Annotated in this window: 27 protein-coding genes; 15 read left to right on the top strand and 12 right to left on the bottom strand. The window is 61.0% G+C overall.

Translation table 11 applies throughout. The annotated features are described in order from the left end of the window. Positions 1 to 14 precede the first annotated feature (14 nt). From E2F50_RS11635 to E2F50_RS11610, 6 genes are all read left to right on the top strand, one after another. Positions 15 to 1,169: a cell wall hydrolase gene (locus tag E2F50_RS11635; protein WP_133316265.1), complete on the top strand. Its 1,155-nt coding sequence runs from the start codon at positions 15 to 17 to the stop codon at positions 1,167 to 1,169. A 247-nt stretch (positions 1,170 to 1,416) separates the two neighbouring features. Continuing rightward, complete coding sequence (locus tag E2F50_RS11630; RefSeq protein ID WP_133316264.1) at positions 1,417 to 1,782, top strand: AtpZ/AtpI family protein; 366 nt, start codon at positions 1,417 to 1,419, stop codon at positions 1,780 to 1,782. Between the two features lie 54 nt (positions 1,783 to 1,836). Continuing rightward, positions 1,837 to 2,589, top strand: a complete 753-nt coding sequence (locus E2F50_RS11625) for a F0F1 ATP synthase subunit A (protein ID WP_133316263.1) — start codon at positions 1,837 to 1,839, stop codon at positions 2,587 to 2,589. Positions 2,590 to 2,655: 66 nt separating this feature from the next. Then, positions 2,656 to 2,883 carry a F0F1 ATP synthase subunit C gene (locus E2F50_RS11620; protein WP_037158317.1) on the top strand — a complete coding sequence of 76 codons (228 nt, stop codon included), beginning with the start codon at positions 2,656 to 2,658 and terminating at the stop codon, positions 2,881 to 2,883. Between the two features lie 82 nt (positions 2,884 to 2,965). Beyond that, positions 2,966 to 3,613 (top strand): F0F1 ATP synthase subunit B, encoded by a 648-nt coding sequence (locus E2F50_RS11615; protein ID WP_133316262.1) that lies wholly within the window; start codon positions 2,966 to 2,968, stop codon positions 3,611 to 3,613. A gap of 4 nt (positions 3,614 to 3,617) precedes the next feature. Further along, a complete protein-coding gene (locus E2F50_RS11610; protein WP_133316261.1) occupies positions 3,618 to 4,103 on the top strand; it encodes a F0F1 ATP synthase subunit B in 486 nt (161 codons plus the stop codon). A gap of 60 nt (positions 4,104 to 4,163) precedes the next feature. On the opposite strand, the gene E2F50_RS11605 is transcribed toward E2F50_RS11610, so the two are convergent. From E2F50_RS11605 to E2F50_RS11595, 3 genes are all read right to left on the bottom strand, one after another. Next, positions 4,164 to 4,784, bottom strand: coding sequence for a GNAT family N-acetyltransferase (locus E2F50_RS11605; RefSeq protein ID WP_133316260.1), 621 nt, complete (start codon positions 4,782 to 4,784; stop codon positions 4,164 to 4,166). 23 nt (positions 4,785 to 4,807) lie between these two features. Next, positions 4,808 to 5,476, bottom strand: a complete 669-nt coding sequence (locus tag E2F50_RS11600; protein ID WP_133316259.1) for a ribonuclease HII — start codon at positions 5,474 to 5,476, stop codon at positions 4,808 to 4,810. 171 nt (positions 5,477 to 5,647) lie between these two features. Continuing rightward, positions 5,648 to 6,805 (bottom strand): PA0069 family radical SAM protein, encoded by a 1,158-nt coding sequence (locus tag E2F50_RS11595; RefSeq protein ID WP_133316258.1) that lies wholly within the window; start codon positions 6,803 to 6,805, stop codon positions 5,648 to 5,650. Positions 6,806 to 6,933: 128 nt separating this feature from the next. Between E2F50_RS11595 and E2F50_RS11590 the strand changes: the two genes are divergently transcribed. Continuing rightward, a complete protein-coding gene (locus tag E2F50_RS11590) occupies positions 6,934 to 7,452 on the top strand; it encodes a glycosyltransferase family protein (RefSeq protein WP_133316257.1) in 519 nt (172 codons plus the stop codon). 22 nt (positions 7,453 to 7,474) lie between these two features. Here the strand turns inward: E2F50_RS11590 and moaB are convergent, their stop codons facing one another. From moaB to E2F50_RS11570, 4 genes are all read right to left on the bottom strand, one after another. Beyond that, positions 7,475 to 8,026: a molybdenum cofactor biosynthesis protein B gene (gene moaB / locus E2F50_RS11585; RefSeq protein WP_133316256.1), complete on the bottom strand. Its 552-nt coding sequence runs from the start codon at positions 8,024 to 8,026 to the stop codon at positions 7,475 to 7,477. Continuing rightward, positions 8,023 to 8,946, bottom strand: a complete 924-nt coding sequence (locus E2F50_RS11580; protein WP_133316255.1) for a 4-(cytidine 5'-diphospho)-2-C-methyl-D-erythritol kinase — start codon at positions 8,944 to 8,946, stop codon at positions 8,023 to 8,025. The genes moaB and E2F50_RS11580 overlap by 4 nt, the downstream gene beginning before the upstream one ends. After that, a complete protein-coding gene (locus E2F50_RS11575) occupies positions 8,946 to 10,787 on the bottom strand; it encodes a tetratricopeptide repeat protein (protein ID WP_133316254.1) in 1,842 nt (613 codons plus the stop codon). The genes E2F50_RS11580 and E2F50_RS11575 overlap by 1 nt, the downstream gene beginning before the upstream one ends. 136 nt (positions 10,788 to 10,923) lie before the next feature. After that, positions 10,924 to 11,940 (bottom strand): polyprenyl synthetase family protein, encoded by a 1,017-nt coding sequence (locus E2F50_RS11570; protein ID WP_133316253.1) that lies wholly within the window; start codon positions 11,938 to 11,940, stop codon positions 10,924 to 10,926. A gap of 107 nt (positions 11,941 to 12,047) precedes the next feature. Between E2F50_RS11570 and E2F50_RS11565 the strand changes: the two genes are divergently transcribed. From E2F50_RS11565 to E2F50_RS11550, 4 genes are all read left to right on the top strand, one after another. Continuing rightward, the gene (locus E2F50_RS11565) at positions 12,048 to 12,269 is read left to right on the top strand and encodes a putative signal transducing protein (protein WP_133316252.1); all 222 of its coding nucleotides are present in this window, start codon (positions 12,048 to 12,050) and stop codon (positions 12,267 to 12,269) included. A 56-nt stretch (positions 12,270 to 12,325) separates the two neighbouring features. Further along, positions 12,326 to 13,096, top strand: coding sequence for a tRNA1(Val) (adenine(37)-N6)-methyltransferase (locus E2F50_RS11560; protein ID WP_133316430.1), 771 nt, complete (start codon positions 12,326 to 12,328; stop codon positions 13,094 to 13,096). Between the two features lie 89 nt (positions 13,097 to 13,185). Then, positions 13,186 to 14,049 (top strand): S49 family peptidase, encoded by an 864-nt coding sequence (locus tag E2F50_RS11555; protein WP_133316251.1) that lies wholly within the window; start codon positions 13,186 to 13,188, stop codon positions 14,047 to 14,049. Between the two features lie 20 nt (positions 14,050 to 14,069). Then, positions 14,070 to 14,261, top strand: coding sequence for a hypothetical protein (locus tag E2F50_RS11550; RefSeq protein WP_133316250.1), 192 nt, complete (start codon positions 14,070 to 14,072; stop codon positions 14,259 to 14,261). Between the two features lie 3 nt (positions 14,262 to 14,264). Here the strand turns inward: E2F50_RS11550 and E2F50_RS11545 are convergent, their stop codons facing one another. Together E2F50_RS11545 and E2F50_RS11540 are read right to left on the bottom strand one after the other, a co-directional pair. Further along, complete coding sequence (locus tag E2F50_RS11545; RefSeq protein WP_133316249.1) at positions 14,265 to 14,579, bottom strand: type II toxin-antitoxin system RelE/ParE family toxin; 315 nt, start codon at positions 14,577 to 14,579, stop codon at positions 14,265 to 14,267. Continuing rightward, complete coding sequence (locus E2F50_RS11540; protein WP_133316248.1) at positions 14,576 to 14,866, bottom strand: hypothetical protein; 291 nt, start codon at positions 14,864 to 14,866, stop codon at positions 14,576 to 14,578. Before E2F50_RS11540 ends, E2F50_RS11545 begins: the two co-directional genes overlap by 4 nt. A 144-nt stretch (positions 14,867 to 15,010) precedes the next feature. On the opposite strand from E2F50_RS11540, the gene E2F50_RS11535 reads away from it, so the two are divergent. From E2F50_RS11535 to glyS, 4 genes are all read left to right on the top strand, one after another. Next, complete coding sequence (locus E2F50_RS11535; RefSeq protein WP_133316247.1) at positions 15,011 to 15,967, top strand: glycine--tRNA ligase subunit alpha; 957 nt, start codon at positions 15,011 to 15,013, stop codon at positions 15,965 to 15,967. Positions 15,968 to 16,046: 79 nt separating this feature from the next. Continuing rightward, positions 16,047 to 16,598: a LemA family protein gene (locus E2F50_RS11530; protein WP_133316246.1), complete on the top strand. Its 552-nt coding sequence runs from the start codon at positions 16,047 to 16,049 to the stop codon at positions 16,596 to 16,598. 13 nt (positions 16,599 to 16,611) lie between these two features. Continuing rightward, a complete protein-coding gene (locus tag E2F50_RS11525) occupies positions 16,612 to 18,537 on the top strand; it encodes a DUF2207 domain-containing protein (protein ID WP_133316245.1) in 1,926 nt (641 codons plus the stop codon). 84 nt (positions 18,538 to 18,621) lie between these two features. Next, positions 18,622 to 20,907 (top strand): glycine--tRNA ligase subunit beta, encoded by a 2,286-nt coding sequence (gene glyS / locus E2F50_RS11520; RefSeq protein WP_133316244.1) that lies wholly within the window; start codon positions 18,622 to 18,624, stop codon positions 20,905 to 20,907. A gap of 73 nt (positions 20,908 to 20,980) precedes the next feature. Here glyS and E2F50_RS11515 read toward each other — a convergent pair whose 3' ends face one another. The 3 genes from E2F50_RS11515 to purD all read right to left on the bottom strand — a co-directional run bounded on the left by E2F50_RS11515 (position 20,981) and on the right by purD (position 24,956). Beyond that, positions 20,981 to 22,819 carry a methyl-accepting chemotaxis protein gene (locus tag E2F50_RS11515; protein WP_133316243.1) on the bottom strand — a complete coding sequence of 613 codons (1,839 nt, stop codon included), beginning with the start codon at positions 22,817 to 22,819 and terminating at the stop codon, positions 20,981 to 20,983. Between the two features lie 270 nt (positions 22,820 to 23,089). Further along, positions 23,090 to 23,590: a plant virulence effector HPE1-like domain-containing protein gene (locus E2F50_RS11510; protein ID WP_133316242.1), complete on the bottom strand. Its 501-nt coding sequence runs from the start codon at positions 23,588 to 23,590 to the stop codon at positions 23,090 to 23,092. A gap of 79 nt (positions 23,591 to 23,669) precedes the next feature. Next, positions 23,670 to 24,956: a phosphoribosylamine--glycine ligase gene (gene purD, locus E2F50_RS11505; protein WP_133316241.1), complete on the bottom strand. Its 1,287-nt coding sequence runs from the start codon at positions 24,954 to 24,956 to the stop codon at positions 23,670 to 23,672. Positions 24,957 to 25,012 lie beyond the last annotated feature (56 nt).

Below are 25,012 nucleotides of genomic sequence, written 5' to 3'. Positions count from 1 at the left end.
GTCCGAAGAGCGTTATGCGTCGCAAGTCCTCGTCCCGTCGGGACGGATGGATTTCCCCGGCCGTGTTCGGCCTTGCCTCATGGCTGATATTTCCGTCCGTTCCGGCCCAGGGTGATCTCGCTGATCTATTTGCGGGCGCCAACCGCAGCAACGATCAGTGGCGGATGGTGATCACCAACTCGCCGGCCGGCTCCCTTCATGCCGCCTCGCTGAGCTTTCCCGGCGCCGGCGAAGCGCTGGGCGGAGACGCGGGCTTGATCCTGCCCGACGGACGCAAGGTTGCGCTTGCCGGGCAACAGAAGTCTGCCGACGGCAGCCCCGACGAAGATCGCGTCAACCGCTCGGACAAGAAAGGCCGCATCGTCGCTGTCGAACTAATGCAGCCGCCAAAGGCATTTTCGGCAGGCTCCGTGCTGCAGCGTTCCAGCAGCCTGACGGCACCGGTGGAACAAAAGGAAGAAATGACCGCCTTCGTCAAGGCGGATCGCGACGAGCAGCCGGTGGAATTGGCCGCCTTTTATTTCCGCAAGGACGAGACGGAGCCGGGCAACGAGCTGCCGCCGATGATCGCCAGCCTCTTTACCAATGATCAGGCAGATGTTCTGGCCACCGCCTATGCACCCGCCAAGCCGGATTTCTCCAAGCAGTCGCCCTTTGATGCGATCCTCAAGGACAAGCCCGAAGCTGGCCGTTTCATCCCGCCGATCGGCCCGGACGACCATGCCTGGGCAGCGACGGCGCTGCCGGCAGAGGCATTTTCCCCGCAGCAGCAACAGTGCCTGGCATCCGGCATCTATTTCGAGGCACGCGGCGAATCGGTCCGTGGCCAGGCGGCCGTTGCCCAGGTTATCCTCAACCGGGTGCGCAATCCCTCCTATCCGAAAACCATCTGCGACGTCGTTTATCAGAACGAAGACTGGCGTAACCGCTGCCAGTTCTCCTTCGCCTGCGATAACATCAAGGACCGGATCCGTTCGCAAGAGCACTGGGATACGGCCCGCGAAGTGGCCATGGCCGTCACCGCCGGCAAGATCTGGCTGACGGAAGTTGGCTCAGCGACGCATTATCATGCGGTTTACGTCCGTCCGAACTGGGCGAAGACCATGAAAAAGGTCGGCCGCATCGGCTTGCATGTCTTCTACCGTACCTATGGTGGTGGCTGGAGCTGAGACTCCGGCCCTAAGGCATGCAGATTCCCGTGGAAGTTTTGTCCCGCCTGATGCGTTTCAGCCGTAAGCGATTGATTTCCGACTATTAATTTCCTCTGAATGAACCGTCCCCCATGCCTTGACTATAGGGGCGCCCAAAACTATGTTGCGCGCGACTTGAAAACGGGCCGGAAGGCGCGAAATCCCCCGCTTGCTGCATGTTGCAGCCGGCCGGCACCCTGGGGTCAGCCGATAAGGGAGGACGCGAATGACGGACAACCGTGACGATGGCCTGGAAGAGCGCCGGAAGCGTTTGTCTGCGGAATTGGCAGGCAAGCGTGCAGAGGACGCGGCAGAAGCGAAGAGGGACGCCCAGTCTGAGGAAAGCCGTAAAGGCATGGCCCTCGGCTTGAAGATTTCCTCCGAGTTCATTGCAGCGGTCGCAGTTGGCGCGGTTCTGGGTTATCTGCTAGGGCTTGCATGGCCGGCGTCGAAACCATGGGGGTTGATCATCCTCCTCCTGCTTGGTTTCTGTGCCGGGGTCTTGAATGTCCTCCGCGCCGTGGGAATGGTGGCTCCGCCGACCAGCCTCACGGAGGGGCGCGACAAGAATGGGAAGGGAAGCTGGCGCTGAGCCGGTTTCCGAATTGAATGGTGTCGCCAAGGCGGCAAAGCAAAGAGGTAGACGGTGGCAAACGATCCGATCCATCAGTTTCAGATCAGCAAGATCGTTCCGATCGAGATCGGCGGCCTCGATTTCTCGTTCACCAACGCTTCCCTGTTCATGGTCGCCACCGTGGCCTGCGCTGCCGGCTTCCTGTATTTCGCCACCTCGAAGCGCAGCCTCATTCCCGGTCGCGGCCAGTCGGTTGCCGAAATGTCCTATGAATTCATCGCCAATATGCTGCGCGAAGGCGCCGGCAACAGCGGCATGAAGTTCTTCCCGCTGGTCTTCTCGCTGTTCATGTTCATCCTGACGGCGAACCTGCTCGGCATGTTCCCTTATTTCTTTACCGTGACAAGCCAGATCATTGTGACCTTCGCGCTGTCGCTGCTCGTCATCGGCACGGTTCTGGTCTACGGTTTCTACAAGCACGGCCTGCATTTCTTGCAGCTCTTCGTGCCGAGCGGCGTCCCCGGCGCGCTTCTGCCGCTGGTCGTCGCCATTGAAATCATTTCCTTCCTGTCGCGCCCGGTCTCGCTTTCCGTTCGTCTCTTCGCGAACATGCTGGCGGGCCATATCACACTCAAGGTGTTCGCAGGCTTCGTTGCCTCGCTTGGAGCCCTTGGCGCACTTGGCATCGGTGGTGCCATCCTGCCCCTCATCATGACCGTCGCCCTGACCGGTCTCGAATTCCTCGTCGCCTTCCTCCAGGCCTATGTCTTTGCGGTGCTCACTTGCATGTACCTCAATGATGCGGTCCATCCGGGCGGGCACTAAGGATAACGACATTGGCGTCCTGAGGCGTCAGTCATCAGCCGCAACAACAATTTCAAGGAGTTTCTCATGGAAGCGGAAGCAGCAAAGTTCATCGGTGCAGGTCTGGCTTGCTTTGGCATGGCCGGCACGGCTCTCGGCCTCGGCAACATCTTCGGCAACTACCTCTCGGGCGCCCTGCGCAACCCGTCTGCCGCTGACAGCCAGTTCGGCCGTCTGGTATTCGGCTTCGCCGTTACGGAAGCTCTGGGCATCTTCTCGCTGCTCATCGCTCTCCTGCTGCTCTACGCAGTCTGAGACCTGACCAGGATTGGGATCGCGGCGCGCTTTCGCGAGCGTGCCGTGATCCTTTGCATTCGGAATACACCTGGAGGTGATGATGTTCGTGACCTCGGCACATGCGCAAACCGCGCCGGCCGCTCCTGAAACCCCTGCAGCGCCGGGCACTGCCCCAGCAGGGGATACGCATGCCGCGCCGGCAGGCGAAACGCATACCGAAACCGGCGTCGCCCATGGCGACGAACACGGCGGCGGCACCTTTCCGCCCTTCGACGCGACCTACTATCCGTCGATGCTGCTGTGGCTCGTCATCACCTTCGGTCTCTTCTATTTCCTTATCAAGAACGTCATCGTTCCGCGCGTCGGCGGCATCATCGAGAACCGCCAGGGCCGTATCGCCCAGGATCTCAACGAAGCATCACGCCTGAAGGCGGAAGCCGATGCGGCTGTCGCAGCCTATGAAAAGGAACTGGCGACCGCCCGTTCCAAGGGGCATAAGATCGCCGAAACTGCCCGCGAAGCAGCCAAGACCAAGGCTGCCGCCGACCGCGCCGTCATCGAGGCGGAACTCGGCGAAAAGCTGGCTGCTGCGGAAATCCGTATCGGTGAAATCAAAAGGCAGGCTTTTGCAGAAGTCGGCCAGATCGCCGAGGAAACTGCTGCGGCGATTGTCGATCAGCTGATCGGTGCCAAGGCGAACAACGACGACATCAAGGCTGCCGTTGCAGCCGCGAAGACGGGGGCCTGATCCCATGGCATTCGATGCAACATTCTTTGCCTTTGTCGGCCTCGTCCTCTTCATCGCGCTGATTGCCTATCTTAAGGTTCCGGGCATGATGGCGAAGTCGCTCGATGAGCGCGCCCAGAATATCCGCGATGAACTCGACGAAGCCAAGCGCCTGCGCGAAGAGGCTCAGCAGCTGCTGGGCGAATATCAGCGCAAGCGCAAGGAAGCCGAAGCGGAAGCCGCCCAGATCGTGGCATCTGCGGAACGTGAGGCCGCGGCTTTGACCGAGGAAGCGCGTCAGAAGACCGAGGAGTTCGTTGCCCGCCGCAATGCGCTGTCTGAGCAGAAGATCAAGCAGGCCGAATCGGACGCCATTGCTGCGGTTCGTTCCGCTGCCGTGGATCTCGCGATTGCCGCTGCCGAGAGTGTCATCGCCCGCAAGGCCGATGCCTCCACCCAGGAAGCACTCTTCAAAGATGCTGTCGGCACGGTGCAGACCCGCCTGAACTGAACCGACGTAAATTGACATTTGACGAAGGCCGGGTGAAAGCCCGGCCTTTTTCGTTGCTTGTCAGCGAAGCAGCCGGCCCATCCACACTGTCCGAGCGCTTTGAGCCAGTGGCGGCGCGAGCTCGGTGAAGCCCTGCTGGGCCCAAAACCTGAGAGCTCTGCTATTCTGCCGATTGACGCCGACATGGACCCCTTCAGGCGAAGCGGCAGCAATCACTTCAAGCCATCCGTCCAGCAGGCGGGAGCCGATCCCGACGCCTTGGGCATGCGGCATTAGATTGAGGTGGATGTGGGCCGGGTAGCGATCCTTTATCTCCGCCGGGACGGGAGTGGGATGATGGATCATGTGAACGCGGCGCTGGTCCAGCGTCCATTCAGGTTGTGGGACAGGACCGGGATCGGCATAGACTGATCGCAACAACGGCCACCATTCGGTTTCGAGCCGGTTCTCCCATGCATCGGTATCAACAGCACCAAGCACGAAGCCCAGCGGACCGGTCTCGTCCAGCGCCAGTTGGACAAGGCTTGGCTCGAGCGCAGCATAGGGCGCGGAATATATAAGGCCCATCAGCTCTGAATTCTCATAAAGGTGAGACGCATCGCCTCCTATATGGCCGGTTGCCAGTGATATGGAAAAGAGCGCCCCGATGTACTGCGGGTCGAACGCTTCTATCTTGATCATACCACCTCCGTCCAAGGTAGCCATTAACCGACCGGCACTTCATCCTTGCGCAAGGGCCGGAAGCTCATGCGGTGGAGCGAGCAGGGGCCGTGCGCCTCGATGCCGGCGCGGTGCTGCGGCGTGCCATAGCCGGCATGATTGGCAAAGCCATACACGGGATAGACGTGGTGGGCGCGGGTCATCATCCGGTCACGCGTCACCTTGGCGATAATAGAGGCGGCGGCGATGGACACGGACCGGGCGTCGCCCTGGATGACTGCCTTGCCGGCGCAGCACAACCCCTGCGGCACGTCGCGGCCATCGGCCAGCACATAGGCGGGCGTCACCGAAAGGCCGGAAACGGCCCGGCGCATCGCATCGAGGCTGGCCCGCAGAATATTGCGTTCGTCGATATGGCGCGGTCCCGAAGCCGCAATCGAAACTTCCGCCGTGGCCATGATCGCCTCGAACAGCGTTTCCCGCTGCTTCAGCGTCAGTTGTTTGGAATCGTTGAGGCCCGGCGGGATATTGTCGGGATCGAGAATAACCGCGGCTGCCACGACCGGGCCGGCCAGCGGTCCCCGTCCGGCCTCGTCCGTTCCGGCAACCGGCCAGTGGCCCGCCTGGCGCGCCACGAGTTCCAGGCTGAAATCCGGAAGCAGCGGCGGCGCGTCAAAAAGCATCGGAGAATCGGGCGGCGTGCGAAGCAACATGGCGGCAACCTCGCATGCCGTCCCGATCTCCTGCAACCCCCGGGGAAGCGATGCGGCGTCGCTTTCCACCATTGCCATGTCGAGGGGCAGAGGTGGATCGGGGGTATTCCGGCACGAGACGGAGGCGGGGACGCGTGCCGAAAACCAAATTCAATGGCCTAGACTCAAGGCTTAGAGCAATGACAACTGTATGCCGGAGCCATTCGGCCGCACGAACAGATCGTCGCGCAGCGGCAAGCCCCTCTTGACCATGCCGAGCCGTTTGGTCGCCATTTCGAAGCGACGGCCGATCTGCCAGGCATAAGGACCGGCGCCTTTCATTCGTTTGCCAAATTCGGCATCGTAATCCTTGCCGCCGCGCATGGAGCGCACAAGCGACATGACGTGCCGGTAGCGGTTCGGATAGTTCTGCAACAGCCAGTCCCGGAAGAGCGGGCTGACCTCCAAAGGCAGGCGCAGGAGTACATAAGTGGCTTCGGCGGCCCCGGCTGCATGGCCGGCATCCAGGATACGCTCGATTTCGTGGTCGTTCAGCGCCGGGATGACGGGTGCCACCATGATCGCAGTCGGGATACCCGCACCGGTCAGGGCCCTGATCGCCTCCAGCCGCTTGGCTGGCGTTGAGGCGCGCGGCTCCATGCTGCGGGCCAGCTTGCGGTCCAGCGTCGTCACCGATATGCCCACCTTGGCCAGGCCCCTGACCGCCATGTCCGACAAGATGTCGATGTCACGGGTAATCAGGGCGGATTTGGTGACCACCGCCACTGGATGGTTCGCTTTGTTGAGCACTTCGAGGATCTGCCGCATGATCCGCCATTCGCGCTCAATCGGCTGATAGGGATCGGTATTGGTGCCGATGGCGATGGCGCGGACCTTGTAATCGGGTTTGCTCAGCTCCCGCTCCAGCAGCTTGGGAAGATCCGGTTTGGCAAACAATTTCGCTTCGAAATCGAGGCCCGGAGACAGTCCCATGAAGCTGTGGGTCGGGCGGGCGAAGCAATAGATGCAGCCATGTTCGCAGCCCCGGTAGGGGTTGATCGAACGATCGAAGGAAATATCGGGAGATTCGTTGCGGGTGATCGCGGTGCGCGGCTTTTCCACCTGCACCTCAGTCTTGAAAGCATCCAGCTCCTCGATCGTCTGCCAGCCGTCGTCGAAGCTCTCACGGCGCTCGTCCTCGAAGCGTCCGCTCGGATTAAGGCCAGCCCCGCGGCCCCGCCGCCGGTCGATGTCGATGCGCAGACCTGAAGTCTTCACCAAGGCGTCGGCAATATCAGCCGTATGAGCAGGCGCAAAAGCAGCCTGCCGCAAATGGGACAGCTCTGTCATGAGGCACTCCTGCGGGAAGGCTTCCCGTTTCGATGAATAGATTCCTAGCTCAGGGATGAGAACAATGCAAGAACAAAGTGAGACGTGTTGTTCTGGCAATTCCCTGAGCAATGGGCTAAACCTCGATCATGCTCACTGTCTTGATGGAATGCCACGACCAGGAGGCCGAACTGGCGCAAACGCTTTCAGTGCTGGTATCGGCTGCCGTTGAAGGGCTGGTCAGCGATGTCATCGTTCTGGATCATGGATCGCAGGACGGTTCCTCGCGTGTCGCCGATGCCGCCGGCTGCCGCTTCCACCAGAATTGGAGTATCAAGGATGTGCTGCTTTCGGCCCGCGGCGACTGGCTGCTGCTGATCGAGCCGGGTGCCCGGCTCCAGGCCGGCTGGGTCGACGAAGTCATGGAATTCATCGCCTTGAACAGGCAGGCGGGGCGATTTGCGCCGGCGCGGAACTACCGGCGCCCGTTGTTGAGGCGGCTCACCCGCCCCGTGCCGCCCCTGGAGCACGGGCTTCTTCTGCCGAAACTGCAGGCGGTAACGCTTGCCGGTCCGGGAACGGATCTCGAGGCGCTGGCACGAGGGCAGAAGCCGCTCAGACTTTCAAGCGAGATCATACCGGCCTGGGTGGCCAGCTCGGTGCGCTAGCCAGAAGCGGTATACATGGCCTTCATGGCTTGCCGCCACGCTTTAGATGCTCGTCCAGCCTTGGCATGATCTCGATGAAGTTGCAGGGCATGTGGCGGTAATCGAGCTGCGCCTTCAATATGCCGTCCCAGGCATCCTTGCAGGCGCCTGGCGAGCCCGGCAGCACGAAGATGAAGGTTGCATTAGCAACGCCGCCGGTGGCCCTGGATTGAATGGTCGAGGTGCCGATCTTGTCATAGGAGATGCGGTGAAACACTTCCGAAAAGCCGTCCATGCGTTTTTCGAATAGCGGCTCAAGCGCCTCGGGCGTCACATCGCGGCCGGTAAAGCCCGTTCCGCCGGTGGTGATGACGACATCGATCTCGGGATCGCGTGTCCAAGCCTGGACCTGACCGGCAATGGCCTCCCTGTCGTCCGCCACAATGGCGCGCGCTTTCAGGTGATGGCCCGCCTCTGCGATCCGCGCCGCCAGCGTATCGCCGGATTTGTCGTTCTCCAGCGTGCGGGTATCGGAAACGGTCAGTACGGCAATGCCGACAGCTACGAAGGGGCGGGTCTCGTCGATCCGGCTCATGATGTTTCTCCAGATTTGCGGCCCACGGTCTGTACCGCCTGAAAATACCAATCCGGCTTCTGGCCGCAAAGGTTGGCGGCTGCCGTCTGCGCCATATCAGCCGACGGAAAAATGCCGAAACAGGTTGCGCCGGAACCGGACATACGGGTCAACAGGGCGCCTTCGCCACCAATCATATTCGATATCTGATCGATTTCCCTCACCAGTGAACGTGCGGGAGGCTCCAGGTCATTGCGCAGTGTCTTGAGGAGCGGCATCCAGTCTTTGGCCGCGATCTGTCCGATCGGGGCATTATCCTTGGTGGCCAGGCGGCGAAATATGTCCGGCGTCGCAACGCCGACCAGCGGATTGCCGAGAACCAGCGCCAGCGAAGGAAGCTCCGGCAAGGGCGTGATGTCCTCACCTATGCCTGTCGCCATCAAGGCTTCGCCCTTCAGGCACATGGGTACATCGGCGCCCAGTTTCAGGGCGAGGGCGAGGAGCTCGGCCTCCGCAATCTCTGCCTGCCAGAGGCGCAAAAGGCCCCGCAAGGTCGCTGCAGCATCGGCGGAACCGCCGCCGATCCCGGCAGCCACCGGCAGGTTCTTTTCCAGGTGAATGGCGACCGGCGGAGCGGGCTGGCTGCTTTTCAACAGGCAGTCGCGCAGCAGATCGCGTGCCCGCAGCACCAGATTGTCAACCTCCACGCCTACCGAAAGAGCCGGCGCGAAAGGACCGGAAACCATCAATGAATCCTCGTCCGCCAGGCAAAAGCTCAGCTCGTCACCCATATCCGCGAATGTCACCAGGCTTTCAAGCAGATGATAACCGTCGGCCCGCTGTCCGACCACATGCAGGGCGAGGTTGATCTTCGCAGGTGCCAATTCGAAAAGACCCGCCGATGAGGCGGGTCTTTCGTGGGCAAAGGTGTCTAAAGGCATCAGGACTTCTTGTCCGGATTTTCCGGTGCTGGCGCCGGGGGCACGGGAGCGGCGGGTTCGGGGGTGCTCCGGTCGGCTGTCGTGGAATTCGGATCGATCGGCGGCAGGCCCTTCTCGACCTTGTCCTTGATGTGATCGCGGTTAACGTCGTCGCCCTCCGAGATCAGCGCCCGGTTCCACTGGTAGACGGCTTCCAACTGGCGGCCCACCCTCCAGTAGGCGTCGCCGAGATGATCGTTTATCGTAGCGTCGCCGGCACGCAACTGCACCGCCCGCTCAAGCTCGGTCACCGACTCTTCGAACTTGCCTAGGCGGAAATAGGCCCAGCCGAGTGAATCGACGATGTAACCGTCGTCCGGCTTGGCATCGACCGCCTTCTTGATCATGTCGAGTCCCTCGTCGAGGTTGATGTTCATGTCAACCAGCGAATAGCCGAGATAGTTAAGGACCTGCGCCTGATTGGGGTTGAGCTCCAGCGCCTTGCGGAAGCTCGGCTCGGCCTTGTCCCACTGCTTCAGCCGCTCATAGGCGATGCCGCGCTGGAAGAAGACAGTCCAGTCGGCCGGTCGCGGCACGGGGCCGATCACTTCCACAGCCTTGTCATAGTTTTCCGCCATGGCCTTGTAGTCCTTGGCCTCGGAAAGCACGCTGCCATAGGCGATATAGCTGCGGATGTCGGCAGGATCGGATTCGATCAGCGCCTTGAGGTGCTGCTTTGCCTCTTCCACCTTGCCGGTGTCGGAAAGGGTTACACCCAGCTGCAGCTCGGAAATGCGCCGCATCGGCGAATCGGCCGGCACCTGTCGATACAAGGCGATGGCGCGCTGCGGATTTTCGAGCTTCTCGGCAATGCCGCCCAGCATGATCAGCGTGTCCGCGCTTTTGGGGTCCATGGCATGCGCGACCTGCAGATACAGAGCCACCATGTCCTCGGCACCCTGGCGGTTCAAAGCACCGCCGATCGAAAACAGCACGCCTGCGGCCCCCTCGGCTGCATTGGTAACCTGCTGGACCGGCTTCTCGCCCTTTTCGATGCTCTGGCGCAATGCCTTCAAGGGCGCGTAATTGCTGATCAGCTCGTCGCCGACCGAAATGGCATCGAGCGCCTTCTGCTTATTGCCGGCTGACGCCTCCAGGCGCGCCAGCGCCATGACGGCGCGCATGAACGTATCGGGTGCGGTGGCAACCGCGTCGCGATTGGTCACCGCATTGTTGAGAGACTTGCGGGCGGCGTTGACGTCGCCGGCCACCAGCGCCATGGCGCCAAGGTGGTAGTCGGTGAACACCTTGAACCAGTCCGGGCCCTTGAGCCCGCTGATCGTCGCCATCGCCTGCTTGCCCTTGCCGCCGCCGACTTCCGCCCATGCCGCCAGAAGTTGATGGGTCAGCCGGTCGAGGTCGTTGGGGCCGTCATAGGCGAGGATCTTGCGCGCCGAATCGAATTTTCCGTCGCGGATGGCATCGAGCCCCCGTACGATGCGAGTGATGCGTTCGACCGCTGCATCCCCCTTCAAGGCGTCGGCTTCCTTCAGCCCGCTCTCGAATTCGCCATTGAGGAGCAGCGAGATCATCAGCCGCTCACGGATTTCCAGATTGGCGGGGTCGAAGATCAGCGCCTTGCGGTAAAGCGAGATGGCGCTGGCATAATCATGGTCCACATCGGCCGTCCGGGCGGCGAGGAAGGCACCGGAAAACGAGTTGGCGTCATCGGCCTCAAATTTGACCGCGTCTTCTGTCGCCGGCTTTGGCTCGGCCGTCGCAGCCTGCGCGAAACCGCTCAGCGTCAGGGCGGTGGCGAGCGCAACGCCGGAAAGCAGAAGAAGGCGTAATTTCTGCCGCATAAAGAATGCCTTTCGTAAGAGCATGATTCGGCGGCATGGCGCCGCCCGATCTTGCGCCGATTGATTCATGACAGAATGGCTTTTTTGAAGCGGGTCGGCAAGAAATGTCGACCCGAGGCCCTGTCCCAGATTAAGTTCAGTTGACCCGCTGGATCGAGAAGTCGATGACCTCGAGAAGCGCCGCCTTGAGCAGAGAAGCCGGCAGGGGAGCAAGCGCATCGCGAGCCATGGTGCCGTAATGCAAGGCTCTGCCGATCGTGTCGTTCAGGGCGCCATACTTATTGATAAGGCCGAGCGCCTTTTCGAGGTTTTCTTCACTGCTCTCGCCGTTCTCGATCGCCTCGCGCCAGAAGGCGCGCTCGCCTTCGGTGCCGCGGCGATAGGCGAGGATGACCGGCAGGGTGATCTTGCCCTCGCGAAAATCGTCGCCGACATTCTTGCCGAGGTCGGCGGCCTTGCCGCCGTAGTCCAGCGCATCATCGACCAGTTGGAAGGCGAGCCCGAGATTCATCCCGTACGACCTCAGCGCCGAGCGGCTGGACTTGTCCGCATTGGCGATGATCGGCCCGACTTCGGCGGCAGCGGCAAAAAGGGCTGCGGTCTTGGCGCGAATGACGGAAAGATAGTCATCCTCCGTCGTTTCCATGTTCTTGGCGACGGAGAGCTGCAGCACTTCGCCTTCGGCAATCACCGAAGCTGCGGCCGAAAGCACGTCGAGTGCTTCCATCGAGCCCACATCCACCATCATTCGGAATGCCTGGCCGAGAAGGAAGTCGCCGACAAGCACGCTGGCTTGGTTGCCCCAGATCATCCGTGCCGTCGACTTGCCGCGCCTCAGGTCGCTTTCATCCACCACGTCGTCATGCAGCAGCGTCGCCGTATGCATGAACTCGACGCTGGTAGCCAGCTTGACATGGTGGTCGCCCTGATAGCCGAACAGCGAGGCCGAAGCGAGCGTCAGCATCGGGCGCAGCCGCTTTCCGCCCGATGAAATCAGGTGGTTGGCGACTTCCGGGATCATTTGCACGTCGGATCCGGCCTTGGACAGGATCAACTGGTTCACCCGTTCCATGTCCGCTTTTGTCAGATCCACCAGCGGCTTGACGGACGCAGGTTTGTTTTTGCCTTCTTCAAGCGGTATGACGACGCCCAATGACCAGGCCTCCCTATCGAAATCTTTCAAAGCACAATAGAAAGAGGCAGATAGTGCGGCAAGCGCAAAACGCATCACGCTTCGTTTAACAAGGGTATTTCGCCATCATGCAGGAGATCATCCGCACGAACGACCTGGTGATCCTGTCGCTGGCGGAAAGCCTGATGAAGGAAGCCGGCATTCACTGCATGATCGCCGATCAGTCGATGAGCGTGCTGGAGGGGTCGCTCGGGCTTCTGCCGCGCCGCTTTCTCGTCGAGAGCGATCGGGCCGATGAGGCTCGGCGCATTTTCAAGGATGCGGGGTTGGAAGCGGAGCTCAAGGCGTGAAGCCTGCTTCGGAAGATAATGCCTCGGGCACAGCCATCGGCGTGGCGGCCGCCGAGATGTCGTATACGGTCGATGCGTTCCATCGCGGTCGGTTTCATGTGGTTCAGCCGAAGGGGGAGGGGCATCGCTCAGGGGTGGATGCCATGCTGCTCGCCTCGCTCGTTGCCGCAGATGGTCCCGTAAGCGTTGCCGATCTCGGCGCCGGTGCCGGTGCCGCTGGTCTTGCGGTGGCAGCGCGTCTTCCTTTGGCAAAGGTCTTGCTGGTCGAAAAGTCACAGCTGATGGCGGACTATGCGCGGCGCTCCCTGGCGCTTGAGGAAAACCGCTTCCTCGCCCACCGCGTCGAGGTTGTGGAGGCGGATGTCACCTTGACCGGTAAGGCACGCCTTGCAGCTGGCCTTCAGGACGAGGTTCATGACCATGTGATCATGAACCCGCCGTTCAATCATTCCGGTGACCGGCGCACGCCCGATGCCCTGAAGGCGCAAGCGCATGCGATGACCGAAGAGCTGTTCGAGACGTGGATACGGACAGCCGGCGCCATCATGAAGCCTGGCGGCCAGCTATCGCTGATAGCCCGGCCGCAATCCGTAGCCGAGATCATCGCGGCCTGCGGCAGGCGTTTCGGCGGGCTTGAGATCACGGCTCTGCATCCGCGTCCGGGAGAAGACGCCACCCGTGTTCTGGTCACTGCCATCAAGGGGTCGAGGGCGAGGCTTGCACTGCGGGCGCCCCTGGTCGTCCACGAAGGCCCCGGTCATTCCTTTGCGAGCCTGGTCGATGACCTCAATAACGGACGAGTGGCTTATGCTCGAACAAGGCGCTGAACCGGGGATTTTTCAAGCGCAACCATTGTGTTCCCGCTGCCGTTACTTACATCACGCAAGCTCTAATATTTGCAAAAGCAGGATCAAAGATGGATTTTCTGACGCGCCTGACGCCGAAACGGTTCCGCAAGAAGGGGATGGTGATCCCCGTGGTCCGGCTGAGCGGCGCGATCATGACGGGCGGCAACCAGTTCAAGCCGACGCTCAATCTTGCCACCGTTGCGCCCATGCTGGAAAAGGCATTCGCGAAGAAGGCGTCGCCGGTCGTTGTCATATCCATCAACTCGCCGGGCGGATCACCCGTGCAATCGCGATTGATATTCCAGCGCATTCGGGCGCTGGCTGAGGAAAAAGATAAGAAGGTGCTGGTCTTCGTCGAGGACGTCGCGGCATCCGGCGGCTACATGATCGCGCTGGCCGGCGACGAGATCTTTGCCGATCCGACCTCGATCGTCGGCTCGATCGGCGTCGTTTCGGGCGGCTTCGGCTTCCCAGAACTGCTGCGCAAGATCGGTGTCGAGCGCCGGGTCTACACGGCCGGTGAAAACAAGGTCATCCTTGACCCCTTCCAGCCTGAAAAAGAAGGCGATGTGGAATATCTGAAGACGCTGCAGCTCGAGATCCACAAGGTCTTCATCGAAATGGTGAAAATGCGCCGCGGTGAGCGGCTTGCAGATGATCCGACCATTTTTTCCGGTCTCTTCTGGACCGGCCTGCGCGGACTTGAACTCGGCCTGATCGACGGCCTCGGCGAGATGCGCGGCGTCGTCAAGCGCCGCTTCGGCAAGGACGCCAAGCTCGAACTCATCGGTGGTACCCGCAGCCTTTTCGGTCGCCGCGTGCCGGGCGTGCTATCGCGAGGCCTGGGCCTTGGCGAAATTGCCGGGAGTGCCGGTGCGGGTCTTGCCGAAGGCATCGAGGAAAGGGCATTGTGGAGCCGTTACGGGCTCTGAAGTCCGGACGAGGGGGATGAATGGCGCAGCTCATATTCTTGATCGTCGTGATTTGCGGCGGCTGGATGCTTTACAAGCGTTTCATCATGGACGCCCAGCGGCTTTCCAGCCGCAAGCGTCGTGAGGAACAGGAACGCCGCACCGGCGCGGTCGCGACCTTGGAAAAGGACCCGGTTTCTGGCGAATACCGGATCAAGCGCGACGAGGAATAGACGCTAGCTCCGCTCTTTCACCCGCGACGCCCAGTCGGAACCCGCATAGCTGATACAGATGATGAAGACGGTCAGACTCGCGTCATCGACCGTGAAGCAGACGACGGCTTTTTCGGCTGCCGGAATGGCGCGCAGACCCGGCAGTATATCGCTGCGGATCGAACCGATTTTCGGGAAGCTTGAAAGGTTCGATATGAAGCGGGTGATTTCGCTGGTTTTGGACTTCCCAATCGTTAAACCCGCATAGGACGAGACCATATCCGTGATGTCAAACAGGTCGCTTTCAACAAGCGGGTGATTGATGATGCGATAGATCATCCTTGCTTATTGTATTTCTTGTCAAGCTTCGCCTTGATCCTGTCGGCCACTGCCTCGCCGTCCCAGGGGATCCACTGATCCCTCGGCAGTTCCATCCTTCGGCGGATCTCGTCTGCCATGCCCATCACCGCCTCGTTCTGTTCCGGCGTCAGATCGTCGGACCGCAGCAGTTCGTCGATGCCTGCTTCGACGACCTTTTCGATCGACGAGAATTGGCCGTCTTCCACCATCTGTTCGGCGCGCCGCATGTAGCGGTCGGAAAGCGTGATCGTGTTCTTGACGTTCATTTCGGCCTCCGGAAAACTGATCGCAGCTTATCACGGATCGCCCCGCGCCGGCAAAGCCGCTATGCCGCGAGGTGCATAAATCCTTGACCCCTGCCGCCCTGCATGGCACTCGTCCGGAAAAATCAATCATCTGGCGATATTCCCATGACTGATCTGCCCGACCATATGTCTCCGACCCGCTCCTTCCAGGGGCTGATCCTCGCGCTCCACCATTATTGGGCCGACAAGGGCTGCGCCGTGTTGCAGCCCTACGACATGGAGGTGGGAGCCGGCACTTTCCATCCGGCCACGACGCTGCGTGCGCTGGGACCTAAGCCCTGGAAGGCGGCCTATGTGCAGCCCTCAAGGCGTCCTTCGGATGGTCGCTACGGCGAGAACCCGAACCGTCTTCAGCATTATTATCAATATCAGGTCATTTTGAAGCCGAACCCGTCCAACCTGCAGGAGCTCTATCTGGGCTCGCTCGAGGCGATCGGTCTCGACCCCCTGCTGCATGATGTCCGCTTCGTCGAGGACGACTGGGAAAGCCCGACGCTTGGCGCTTGGGGTCTTGGCTGGGAATGCTGGTGCGACGGCATGGAGGTGTCGCAGTTCACCTATTTCCAGCAGGTCTGCGGCATCGAGGTTTCGCCGGTCGCCGGCGAGCTGACCTATGGCCTGGAGCGCCTGGCCATGTATGTTCAGGGCGTCGACAATGTCTACGACCTGAACTTCAACGGTCGCGAGGGCGACGAAAAGATCTCCTACGGCGATGTCTTTCTGCAGGCGGAGCAGGAATATTCGCGGCACAATTTCGAATTCGCCAATACCGACATGCTGCACCAGCATTTCATCGATGCCGAAAAGGAATGCCAGGCTCTGCTCGCAGCCGGTGCTCCGGGCAATCACGCCAACCAGGCGCTCCATAAATGCGTCTTCCCCGCCTATGATCAGTGCATCAAAGCATCCCACGTCTTCAACCTGCTGGATGCCCGCGGAGTCATTTCGGTGACGGAACGCCAGAGCTACATCCTGCGGGTTCGGACTTTGGCAAAGGCTTGCGGCGAGGCCTTCCTGCTGACGGATGCCGGTGGTGCCAATTTTGGTAAGGACGCGGCCTAACCTCTTCTTTCTTAGTGACAATCTCTATTTGCCGACTTAGTGTCCGCTCGGGGTTAGCTTATCCTGGGGGATTAAAAGCTTGTATATTGTACTTGGACTAGTCGTTCTCGTCGGCCTTTACGTTGTTCTAATGTATAACGGCCTCGTCAAAGCTCGCCAGATGGCGGAAGAGGCCTGGTCGGGCATCGACGTTCAGTTGAAGCGGCGTGCCGATCTCATCCCGAGCCTGGTCGAAACCGTCAAGGGTTACGCGGCGCACGAAAAGGGCACTTTTGAGGAAGTCGTCAAGCTGCGCAACCAGGCGCAGGCGGTGCCGGCAGGGGATGTCGCGGGCCGCGCCCAGGTGGAAGGTCTGCTCGGTCAGGCACTCGGCAAGATCATTGCGCTTGCAGAAGCCTATCCGGAACTGAAGGCCAACCAAAACTTTTCCGAGCTGCAGGCATCTCTGGAAACCATCGAAGGCGAGCTGCAGATGTCACGGCGTTATTATAACGGCGCCGCCCGCGATTTGAACGTCAAGGTCGAGAGCTTTCCGTCCAACCTCATTGCTGGTCAGTTCGGCTTTTCGAAGCGCCCATATTTCGAGATCACCAATAAAGCGGATCGCGCCGTGCCGACCGTCAAGTTCTGAAACGGCGCGTCCCATGCTGATCCGTTTCGCGCTTGCGCTTCTCCTCGCCTTTTCCGCGGCGCTTCCAGCCGTTGCCGAGGAATATATCCGCTCCTACCATTCCGAGGTTGCGGTTGCCGGAAGCGGTGAGCTGACAGTCTCGGAAACCATAAGCGTCAATGCTGAAGGCGACAGGATCAAACGGGGTATTTTCCGCGATTTTCCTTTGACCATGCAGGACGAAAGCGGCCGCACGGTGAGGGTCGATTTCGAGATGGTTTCCGTCACCCGCGATGGCGAGGATGAGCCGTGGCACACGGAGGCGGTAACCGGCGGGATCAGGATCTATGCGGGATCGGCGGATGTTCTGCTGGACGACGGCGAGCATACTTACGTCTTCACCTACAAGACGAGCCGCCAGATCCGCTATTTTGACGATCACGACGAGCTTTACTGGAATGCCACCGGCAATGGCTGGCAGTTCCGGATTGCTCGGGCCTCGGCCCGCGTGACGCTTCCGGACGAGGCGCAGGTCGTCAAGGTGGCGGCCTTCACCGGTCCGGTCGGGTCGACCGACCAGAACGCCCGCATGTCGGGAAATGGCGATACGGCAACCTTCGCCACGACGAGGCCACTTGCGGAGCAGGAAGGCTTGACCATTGTCATAGGCATTCCGAAAGGCGCCGTCGCGCCGCCCTCGGCCGAACAGCAGCGTGCCTGGTGGTGGCGCGATCACATGGCGGCAATCCTTGGTCTCGGCGGACTGGTTCTCGTCGGGCTCTACTACGGCCGCAACTGGACGAAGGTCGGCCGTGATCCGCAAGGTGGCGTGGTCGTCCCGCGCTGGGATCCACCGGAGGGCATATCGCCGGCCTTGGTCAACTATATCGACAACAAGGGGTTTTCCGGCGAAGGCTGGACCGCCTTGGCTGCAAGTGCGCTCGATCTGGCGGTCAGGGGCTATGTGGTACTCGACGACCTGCAGAACTCGATCACCATCCGCCGAACCGAAAAGAAGGTGGATGCAAAAAGCCTGTCTGCAGGGCAAGACGCGCTGCTCGCCGCGATTGGTCCGGCAGACACACTCGTCATCGACAAGGCCAATGGCAGCCGCGTGCAGAGCGTCGGCGCGAGCTTCCGCCAGTCGATCGAAAGGGAACATCGCGGCAAATATTACAAGGCGAATATCGGCTACATCATCGGCGGCGTGGTCGTGAGCCTTGCAGTGATCGCTGCCATCCTGGTGTTTGGCAATCTGGAGCCGGACCTGATGGTGGTGCTGATCGTGCCGGCTTTCTTTGCCGTCGTCTTCGCTTTCCTGGCGGTCGGCTTCGCCAAGAGCTTCCGGCGCGGACGCTCGCTGTTTTCAAGAATTGCGGCGGCCGTGGTTTTCGGCTTGATCGGGCTGGTGGCGCTGTCGATCCTGTCGACCATCCTGGTCGCTATGCTATCGGAACTGACGGGAGGCGATCATTGGCCGGTTCTGGTGGCGGTAGGCGGCATCGTCCTGATCAACGCCGTGTTCTTCTTCCTGATGAGTGCGCCGACGCCGCTCGGCCGCAAGCTGATGGATGGCATCGAGGGCCTGAAGATCTACCTTGATCTGGCTGAAAAGGACCGGATGAACATGGCCGGGGCGCCGACCATGTCGCCACAGCATTTCGAAAAGCTGCTGCCTTATGCGGTAGCGCTCGGCCTCGAAAAGCCCTGGAGCCGGTCCTTCGAGACCTGGCTTGCCACAGCTGCTGCGGGGGCCGCTGCAGCCTCCTACCAACCTTCCTGGTATCACGGCAATTACGGCGGCTTCGGCGAGCGCATTGGCGGCTTCTCGTCTTCCATGGCGTCTACCATCGCCTCGACCATACCTACGCCGCCACCGAGCTCTTCACCCTCCTCGTCGGGATTCTCCGGCGGTTCGTCCGGCGGCGGTGGAGGCGGCGGAGGTGGCGGCGGATGGTGAGCCTTTCGCCAATCCGGCTCGTGACTTTTGCTGCCTGGCTTGCTAAGTCCGCCGCGACTTGGTCCTGAAAGCAAAGATATCATCATGCCTGATCTGCTTCTTGAACTCCGCTCGGAGGAAATCCCGGCCCGCATGCAGCGCAAGGCCGCAGGAGACCTGAAAAAGCTCGTCACCGACGCGCTGGTGGAAGCCGGTCTGACCTATGAGGGGGCGCGCGAATATTGGACGCCGCGACGCCTGACGCTCGACATCCGCGGCCTGGTGGCCCGCTCCGCCGACCAGCGCGAGGAAATCAAGGGTCCTTCCACCAAGGCTCCGGAACAGGCGGTAGCCGGTTTCCTGCGCAAGGCCGGGCTATCTTCCGCCTCCGAAGCAACGGTCGTCAGCGATCCGAAAAAGGGTGATTTCTACGTCGCCGTGATCTCCAGGCCCGGACGTGCAGCCGAAAGCATCATTGCCGATGTCATGCCGGGCATCATCCGCAATTTCCCTTGGCCGAAGCCGATGCGCTGGGGAGCCGCCTCCATGCCGAAAGGCACGAGCTTCGGCGGCATAGAAGGCCAGGGCTCAGAGAGCCTGCGCTGGGTGCGGCCGCTTCAGTCGATCGTCTGCGTGTTCGGTCCCGAACATGACGAGACTCAGGTCATCCCGTTCGAGATCGACGGACTGACGGCCGGCAACGTCACCTATGGCCACCGTTTCCATGCGCCGGTAGCCATCACCGTGCGCCGTTTCGATGACTATGTCTCGAGCCTGGACAAAGCGAAGGTCATGCTCGACGCCGACCGGCGCAAGGACATGATCCTTCACGACGCGCGCGATCTCGCTTTCGCCAATGGGCTTGATCTGGTGGAAGACGAAGGCCTGTTGGAGGAAGTGTCCGGCCTCGTCGAATGGCCGCATGTGCTGATCGGCGAGTTCGAGCCGGAATACCTGGAAATTCCGGCCGAAATCATCCGGCTGACCATCAAGACCAATCAGAAATGCTTCGTGACCCGGCCGCAGGGTGCGCAGGAGGGGCTATCCAACCGCTTCATCCTCATCTCGAATATCGAGGCCAAGGACGGCGGCAAGGAAATCATCCACGGCAACGGCAAGGTCGTACGTGCCCGTCTGTCCGACGCCAAGCATTTCTGGACGCGGGATCAGGGCAACCTGCCGGATCTCGAAACCCTGCAAGACGCTGCGCAGAGATTTGGCCTCGACCTTGCAAAGCCGCTCGACCAGCGCATGGCCAAGCTCGACGCGCTGAACGTCACATTCCATGCCAAGCTCGGCAGCCAGGGCAAACGTGTTTCGCGCATTCGCGCCCTGGCGGCAAAGCTCGCCCCGCTCGTCGGCGCCGATGCCGCTCTGGTGGATCGGGCTGCCGTGCTGGCCAAGGCGGATCTACGCACGGAAGCGGTGGGTGAATTCCCGGAACTGCAAGGGCAGATGGGTCGCCGCTATGCGCTGCTTCAGGGCGAGGATGCCTCTGTTGCTGCCGCCGTCGAGGAACACTGGAAGCCGCAGGGCCCGACGGACATAGTGCCGACGGACAGGGTTTCGCTGACGGTGGCGCTCGCCGACAAACTCGACACGCTCGTCGGCTTCTGGGCGATCGACGAAAAACCGACCGGCTCAAAGGATCCTTATGCCTTGCGGCGTGCGGCGCTCGGGGTCGTGCGCATCCTGCTGGAGCGGCGGGTGAGGCTGAACCTTCTCGATGTGTTCGCCCAGGCCATGCCTGATCGGCAGGCTGCTCCGGTCGTGTCGTCTTCGGACGAGGAAGGGCAGGTCGCTCAGGCGCTTTCGGACAACAGCTATATCAACGAAACCTTCCCGGTGGTGTCCGTCGAGCCGCAGATTGCTGCCGATCTGCTCGCCTTCTTCCACGACCGCCTGAAGGTCTATCTGCGGGATCTTGGTGCTCGGCACGACATCATCGATGCGGTTCTGACATCCGAAGCAGACGACCTGCTGATGGTCGCCCGACGGGCTGAAGCGCTGACGGCATTCATCACCTCCGAAGACGGCAGGAACCTGCTCGCCGGCACGAAGCGCGCCGTGCAGCTGCTGGCTGCCGAGGAGAAGAAGGGCACGGTCGTTGCCGACGGCGTTTCGGATGAACTGCTGAGGCTGGACGCGGAAAAAACGCTTTGGGCAGCCATCACCGCCGCTTCCAGGGAAGCCTCCGCTGCGATCGGCAAGGAGGACTTCCGGTCAGCCATGGAAGCGCTGTCGAAGCTGCGCGCGCCGGTAGATCGCTTTTTCGAAGACGTGCTCGTCAATGACGAAGACGTGGTCATTCGCGCCAACCGCCTGGCCTTGCTCAAGGCGATCCGTGAAGCGACCGGCACAGTGGCCGATTTCTCTAGGATTGTGTCCTAAGTTTTTATGGAAAAGCCGCCGGATCTTTCGATCCGACGGCTCCCACCCGCCCCCGCGTGTTGTGCTTTTGCCGTTAGCTCGCCCTGCGCATCTTGTGCGCCATGTGGTGAAGCTCGCCAGCGTCCTGACCCTGGTTGCCGACCCGGAAGCTGCGGATCAAGTTGAGCAATTCGTCCGTATCCGTCGCCAGAGCCTCTGCGGAAGCGGTCGTTTCCTCCGCCATGGCAGCATTGTGCTGGGTGGCGGCGTCGAGCTGGTTCAGCGAAGAGGAAATCGAGCGAAGCGTCGTATCTTGCTCGGACGCGGAATGGGCGATCTTGCCGACGATGTCGCTGGCGGCACGCACCTGGCTGGAGATACGCTTCAGCGCTTCGCCGGCCTCGCCGACCAGACGGACGCCGTTCTGGACCTGGCCCGAGGAGCGGGCGATCTGGTCCTTGATTTCCTTGGCTGCGGCGGCTGATCGCTGCGCAAGCTCGCGCACCTCCTGCGCCACGACAGCAAAGCCCTTGCCGGATTCGCCGGCACGGGCGGCCTCGACGCCGGCATTCAGCGCCAGAAGATTGGTCTGGAAGGCGATTTCGTCGATGACGCCGATGATCTTGGAGATTTCGCCGGAAGAATGCTCAATACCACCCATGGCTTGGATGGCCTGCGCCACGATCTCGTCCGACCGCGTCGCTTCGGTGCTGACGGACGTAACCCGCTGGGCCGCCTCGTGGGCACCTTCTGCCGTATGGCGAACAGCGACGGCAAGCTCGTCGAGCGCTGCCGAGGTTTCTTCCAGATTGGCCGCCTGGCGCTCGGTGCGCTGCGACAGTTCGTTGGATGCGCGGCGGATTTCTTCCTTGGAGCCGCCGATGTCCAGACCCTTGGCATTGACCTTGGACATGGCCGCTTCGAGATGCGAGATTGCCTCGTTGAAGTTGTGGCGCAATTCTTCGTAGCGTGGGCCGAGATCATCGCAGCGGACGGTCAGGTCACCCGTCGCCAAGGTTTCCAGTGCGTGGCCGATAGCGGCCACGACATGGGCCTGCGCCGCCGCTTCCTGCTGTTGCATGTCCTGATTTTGCCGGCGCTCGCGCTCAATTGCCTGGTTCTGGCTCGCTTCGCGCTCGGACATGGCATGTCTTTCGCGGATTTTTTCCTGCAGAGCCTGGGTCGCCTTGGCCATCATGCCGATTTCGTTCGACATGCCCGTATGCGGGATCTTGATGGCCACATCCTCGTCCGCAACGGCCTGCAGCGACTTGTGGATGGCAGCGAGAGGCTTGGTAATGCCGCGGATCACGAAATAGGCGGCAACAAGGGTGAGGGCCAGGATGAGGACACCGGTACCGACCGCGCGCAGGATCATCTGGCGGATCTCGGCCTGCAGATCGTCCATGTAGACGCCGGTGGCGAGCACGATCTGCCAGGGCTCGAAAGCCTTGGCATAGGATGTCTTCAGGTAATCCCCTTCAGGCAGTCCCGGCTTGCTGCTGCTGTAGTAGTTGACAACACCGCCCCCGGCTTTGCCCACCGCGACCATCTCGTCTCGAAACAGCTTCCCTGCAGAGTCCGCCTTGCCCTTGCCAGGCTCGCCGACCTTCTTGGGGTCGGGATGCAGGCGCATGATCACATCATAGTCATAGGCAAAGAGATAGCCGTCCGGCTGAAAGCTCATGGAGGCGACGACGGCGAAAGCCTGCTTCTGGGCGTCTTCACGGGTCAGTTCGCCGGCCGCTTCACGCTGCTGGAACTTCTTGAGAATGCCGAGACCGGACTCCACCTGCGTCCTCAGCATGCCATACCGTTCGGCATAGATGGCTCGTGTCGCGGATTGCAGTTCGAAATAGGTAACGACGGCAAAGCCGACAATCAGCGCCGATACCAGCAGCACAAGCTGCTGTGAGATCTTGAGGTTCTTCATCTTCGACTCAAAGGTATAGCCAGCCGAACCTCTCGAACTGAGAGTTGAAGCGGGACAGATTTGTGGGGAGAAGCGCATCCTGCGCCTGGACGGATGCTGGTCATCGCATCCGCCGAAACAATGACAATAATATTTGAAGGAAAATTTAAATAATGCCGCGCAACTACTGTGCGACGGTAAAGAAACCGTCCGTCATTTCTTGGGTGCTCTGCATCTTCTGCGGAGCTTCTTTTGAGAACGCCACGAAGACGTTAGTAAGCAGGCCCTAATCTAGTTGCCGTTGGGCAGCCGCAATTCGAAGTTTGTCAGCGCCAGTGGCGTCGGCGCGGCTGCCTGGGCAATCTCTGGTGCCTGCAGGGCGCTGGTTGTGGCTTCAAGGTCAATGCCGTCGCCCGGCGCGATTACAGCCTCTATTCCCGTTTCCGTGGAGCCGTCGGAGGAGGGCGAGAGCGTGGCAATTGCCTTGTCGTTCTTCAGCCATTCGGGCAGCTTGCTGACATGAATGACGGGCGACCCGCCGAGCCATGCCTCGGTGCGGGCCAGCCTTTTTTCGCCGTTGATTTCGACGATCTCCATTTTTTGCGTCCCGGATTTCAGAACCGGAACGTGATAGCTCGACGTATCGGCCTTCGGCGCACCGGCTTGGCAGTCGGAGCAGTGTTTCTCGACGAGGCTCGGGCTCGGCACCGCCGTCCCGCCCATGACAGTGATGGATGAGCCGAAGGCGGTGCCGCTTATCAGCACCAGAGCTGTGGTCAGAACGAGACGCATTACCGGACTCCACGATTATCGCGGTTCATCCTAGCTTCGCTTCGTTTCCATCCCGTCAGGAGAATTGGTAAATATTGAATCAACCCTGACGGCTGGCGGCCTGCTCGCGCTCGACGGCCCGCCAGCCGATGTCCCGCCGGCAAAAGCCGTTGTCCCAGGTTACCTGGTCGACGAGCCGATAGGCGGCGGCCTTTGCCTCGCCTGCGGACTGGCCCGTTGCCGTCACGCTCAGCACGCGCCCGCCGGTTGCGACCAGCAGGCCGTTCTGCAGCGTCGTGCCGGCATGGAAGATCTTTTCGCCTGCAGCCGTGTCCGGCAGATCTGCAATCGGGGTCGCCTTTTCATACGGCTCCGGATAGCCTTTCGACGCCATGACCACCGTCAGTGCCACCTCATCGCTCCATTCGGCGGAGACCTGATCGAGAGAGCCGGTGGCAGCCGCATAAAGAAGCTGAAGCAGGTCGCTTTTCAGCCGCATCATCAGAACCTGGCATTCAGGATCGCCGAAACGGACGTTGTACTCGATCAGTTCGGGTCCCTTGGCGGTGATCATCAATCCGGCGAAGAAGACGCCCGTGAACGGAAAGCCGCTTTCGGCCATGCCACGGATCGTCGGCTCAATGATCTCCTTTATGGTGCGCTCCACCATGTCCGGCGTCATGACCGGGGCAGGTGAATAAGCGCCCATGCCGCCCGTATTGGGGCCCGTATCGCCGTCGCCGACGCGCTTATGGTCCTGCGCAGTGGCAAGCGCGAGAGCCGTCTTGCCATCCGATAGGCAGAAGAAGCTGGCTTCCTCCCCGTCAAGAAAAGCCTCCACCACCACTTCAGCGCCGGCGCTGCCGAAGGCGCCATCGAAGCAATCGTCGATAGCGGCCAGGGCTTCCTCTACGGTCATAGCGACCGTCACGCCTTTGCCGGCCGCCAGTCCGTCTGCCTTGACGACGATCGGTGCGCCTTGCTCGCTCACATAGGCCTTGGCCTCATCGGCAGAGGTAAAGCGCTTGTAAGCACCAGTGGGAATTCCGTAGCGGGCGCAGATATCCTTGGTGAAACCCTTGGAGCCTTCTAACTGCGCTGCAGCCTTGGAAGGGCCGAAAACGGTTACGCCGTTGCTGCGCAACAGATCGGCAAGGCCGGCGACCAGCGGTCCTTCCGGCCCGACCACCACGAAGTCGATGGCTTGCGCCTTGCAGACGTCGAGAATGGCAGCCTGATCGTCTATGTCCAAAGGCAGGAGTTCTGCATGCTCGGCAATGCCGGGATTGCCGGGGGCAGCATAAAGCTTCGTCAAGAGTGGCGACTGAGCCAGTTTCCATGCCAGCGCATGTTCGCGCCCGCCCGAGCCTATCAACAGAACCTTCATATGCCGCCCTCGCTTTCATAGCTTTCCGGCGGTTAAGGCGAGGGACCCGAAAGGTC

The organism is Rhizobium deserti (assembly GCF_004358025.1).
GTDB classification, from domain to species: Bacteria; Pseudomonadota; Alphaproteobacteria; order Rhizobiales; family Rhizobiaceae; genus Neorhizobium; species Neorhizobium deserti.
Note: the sequence above shows the minus strand (reverse complement) of the source record. Positions and strands in the feature narration are given on the sequence as shown.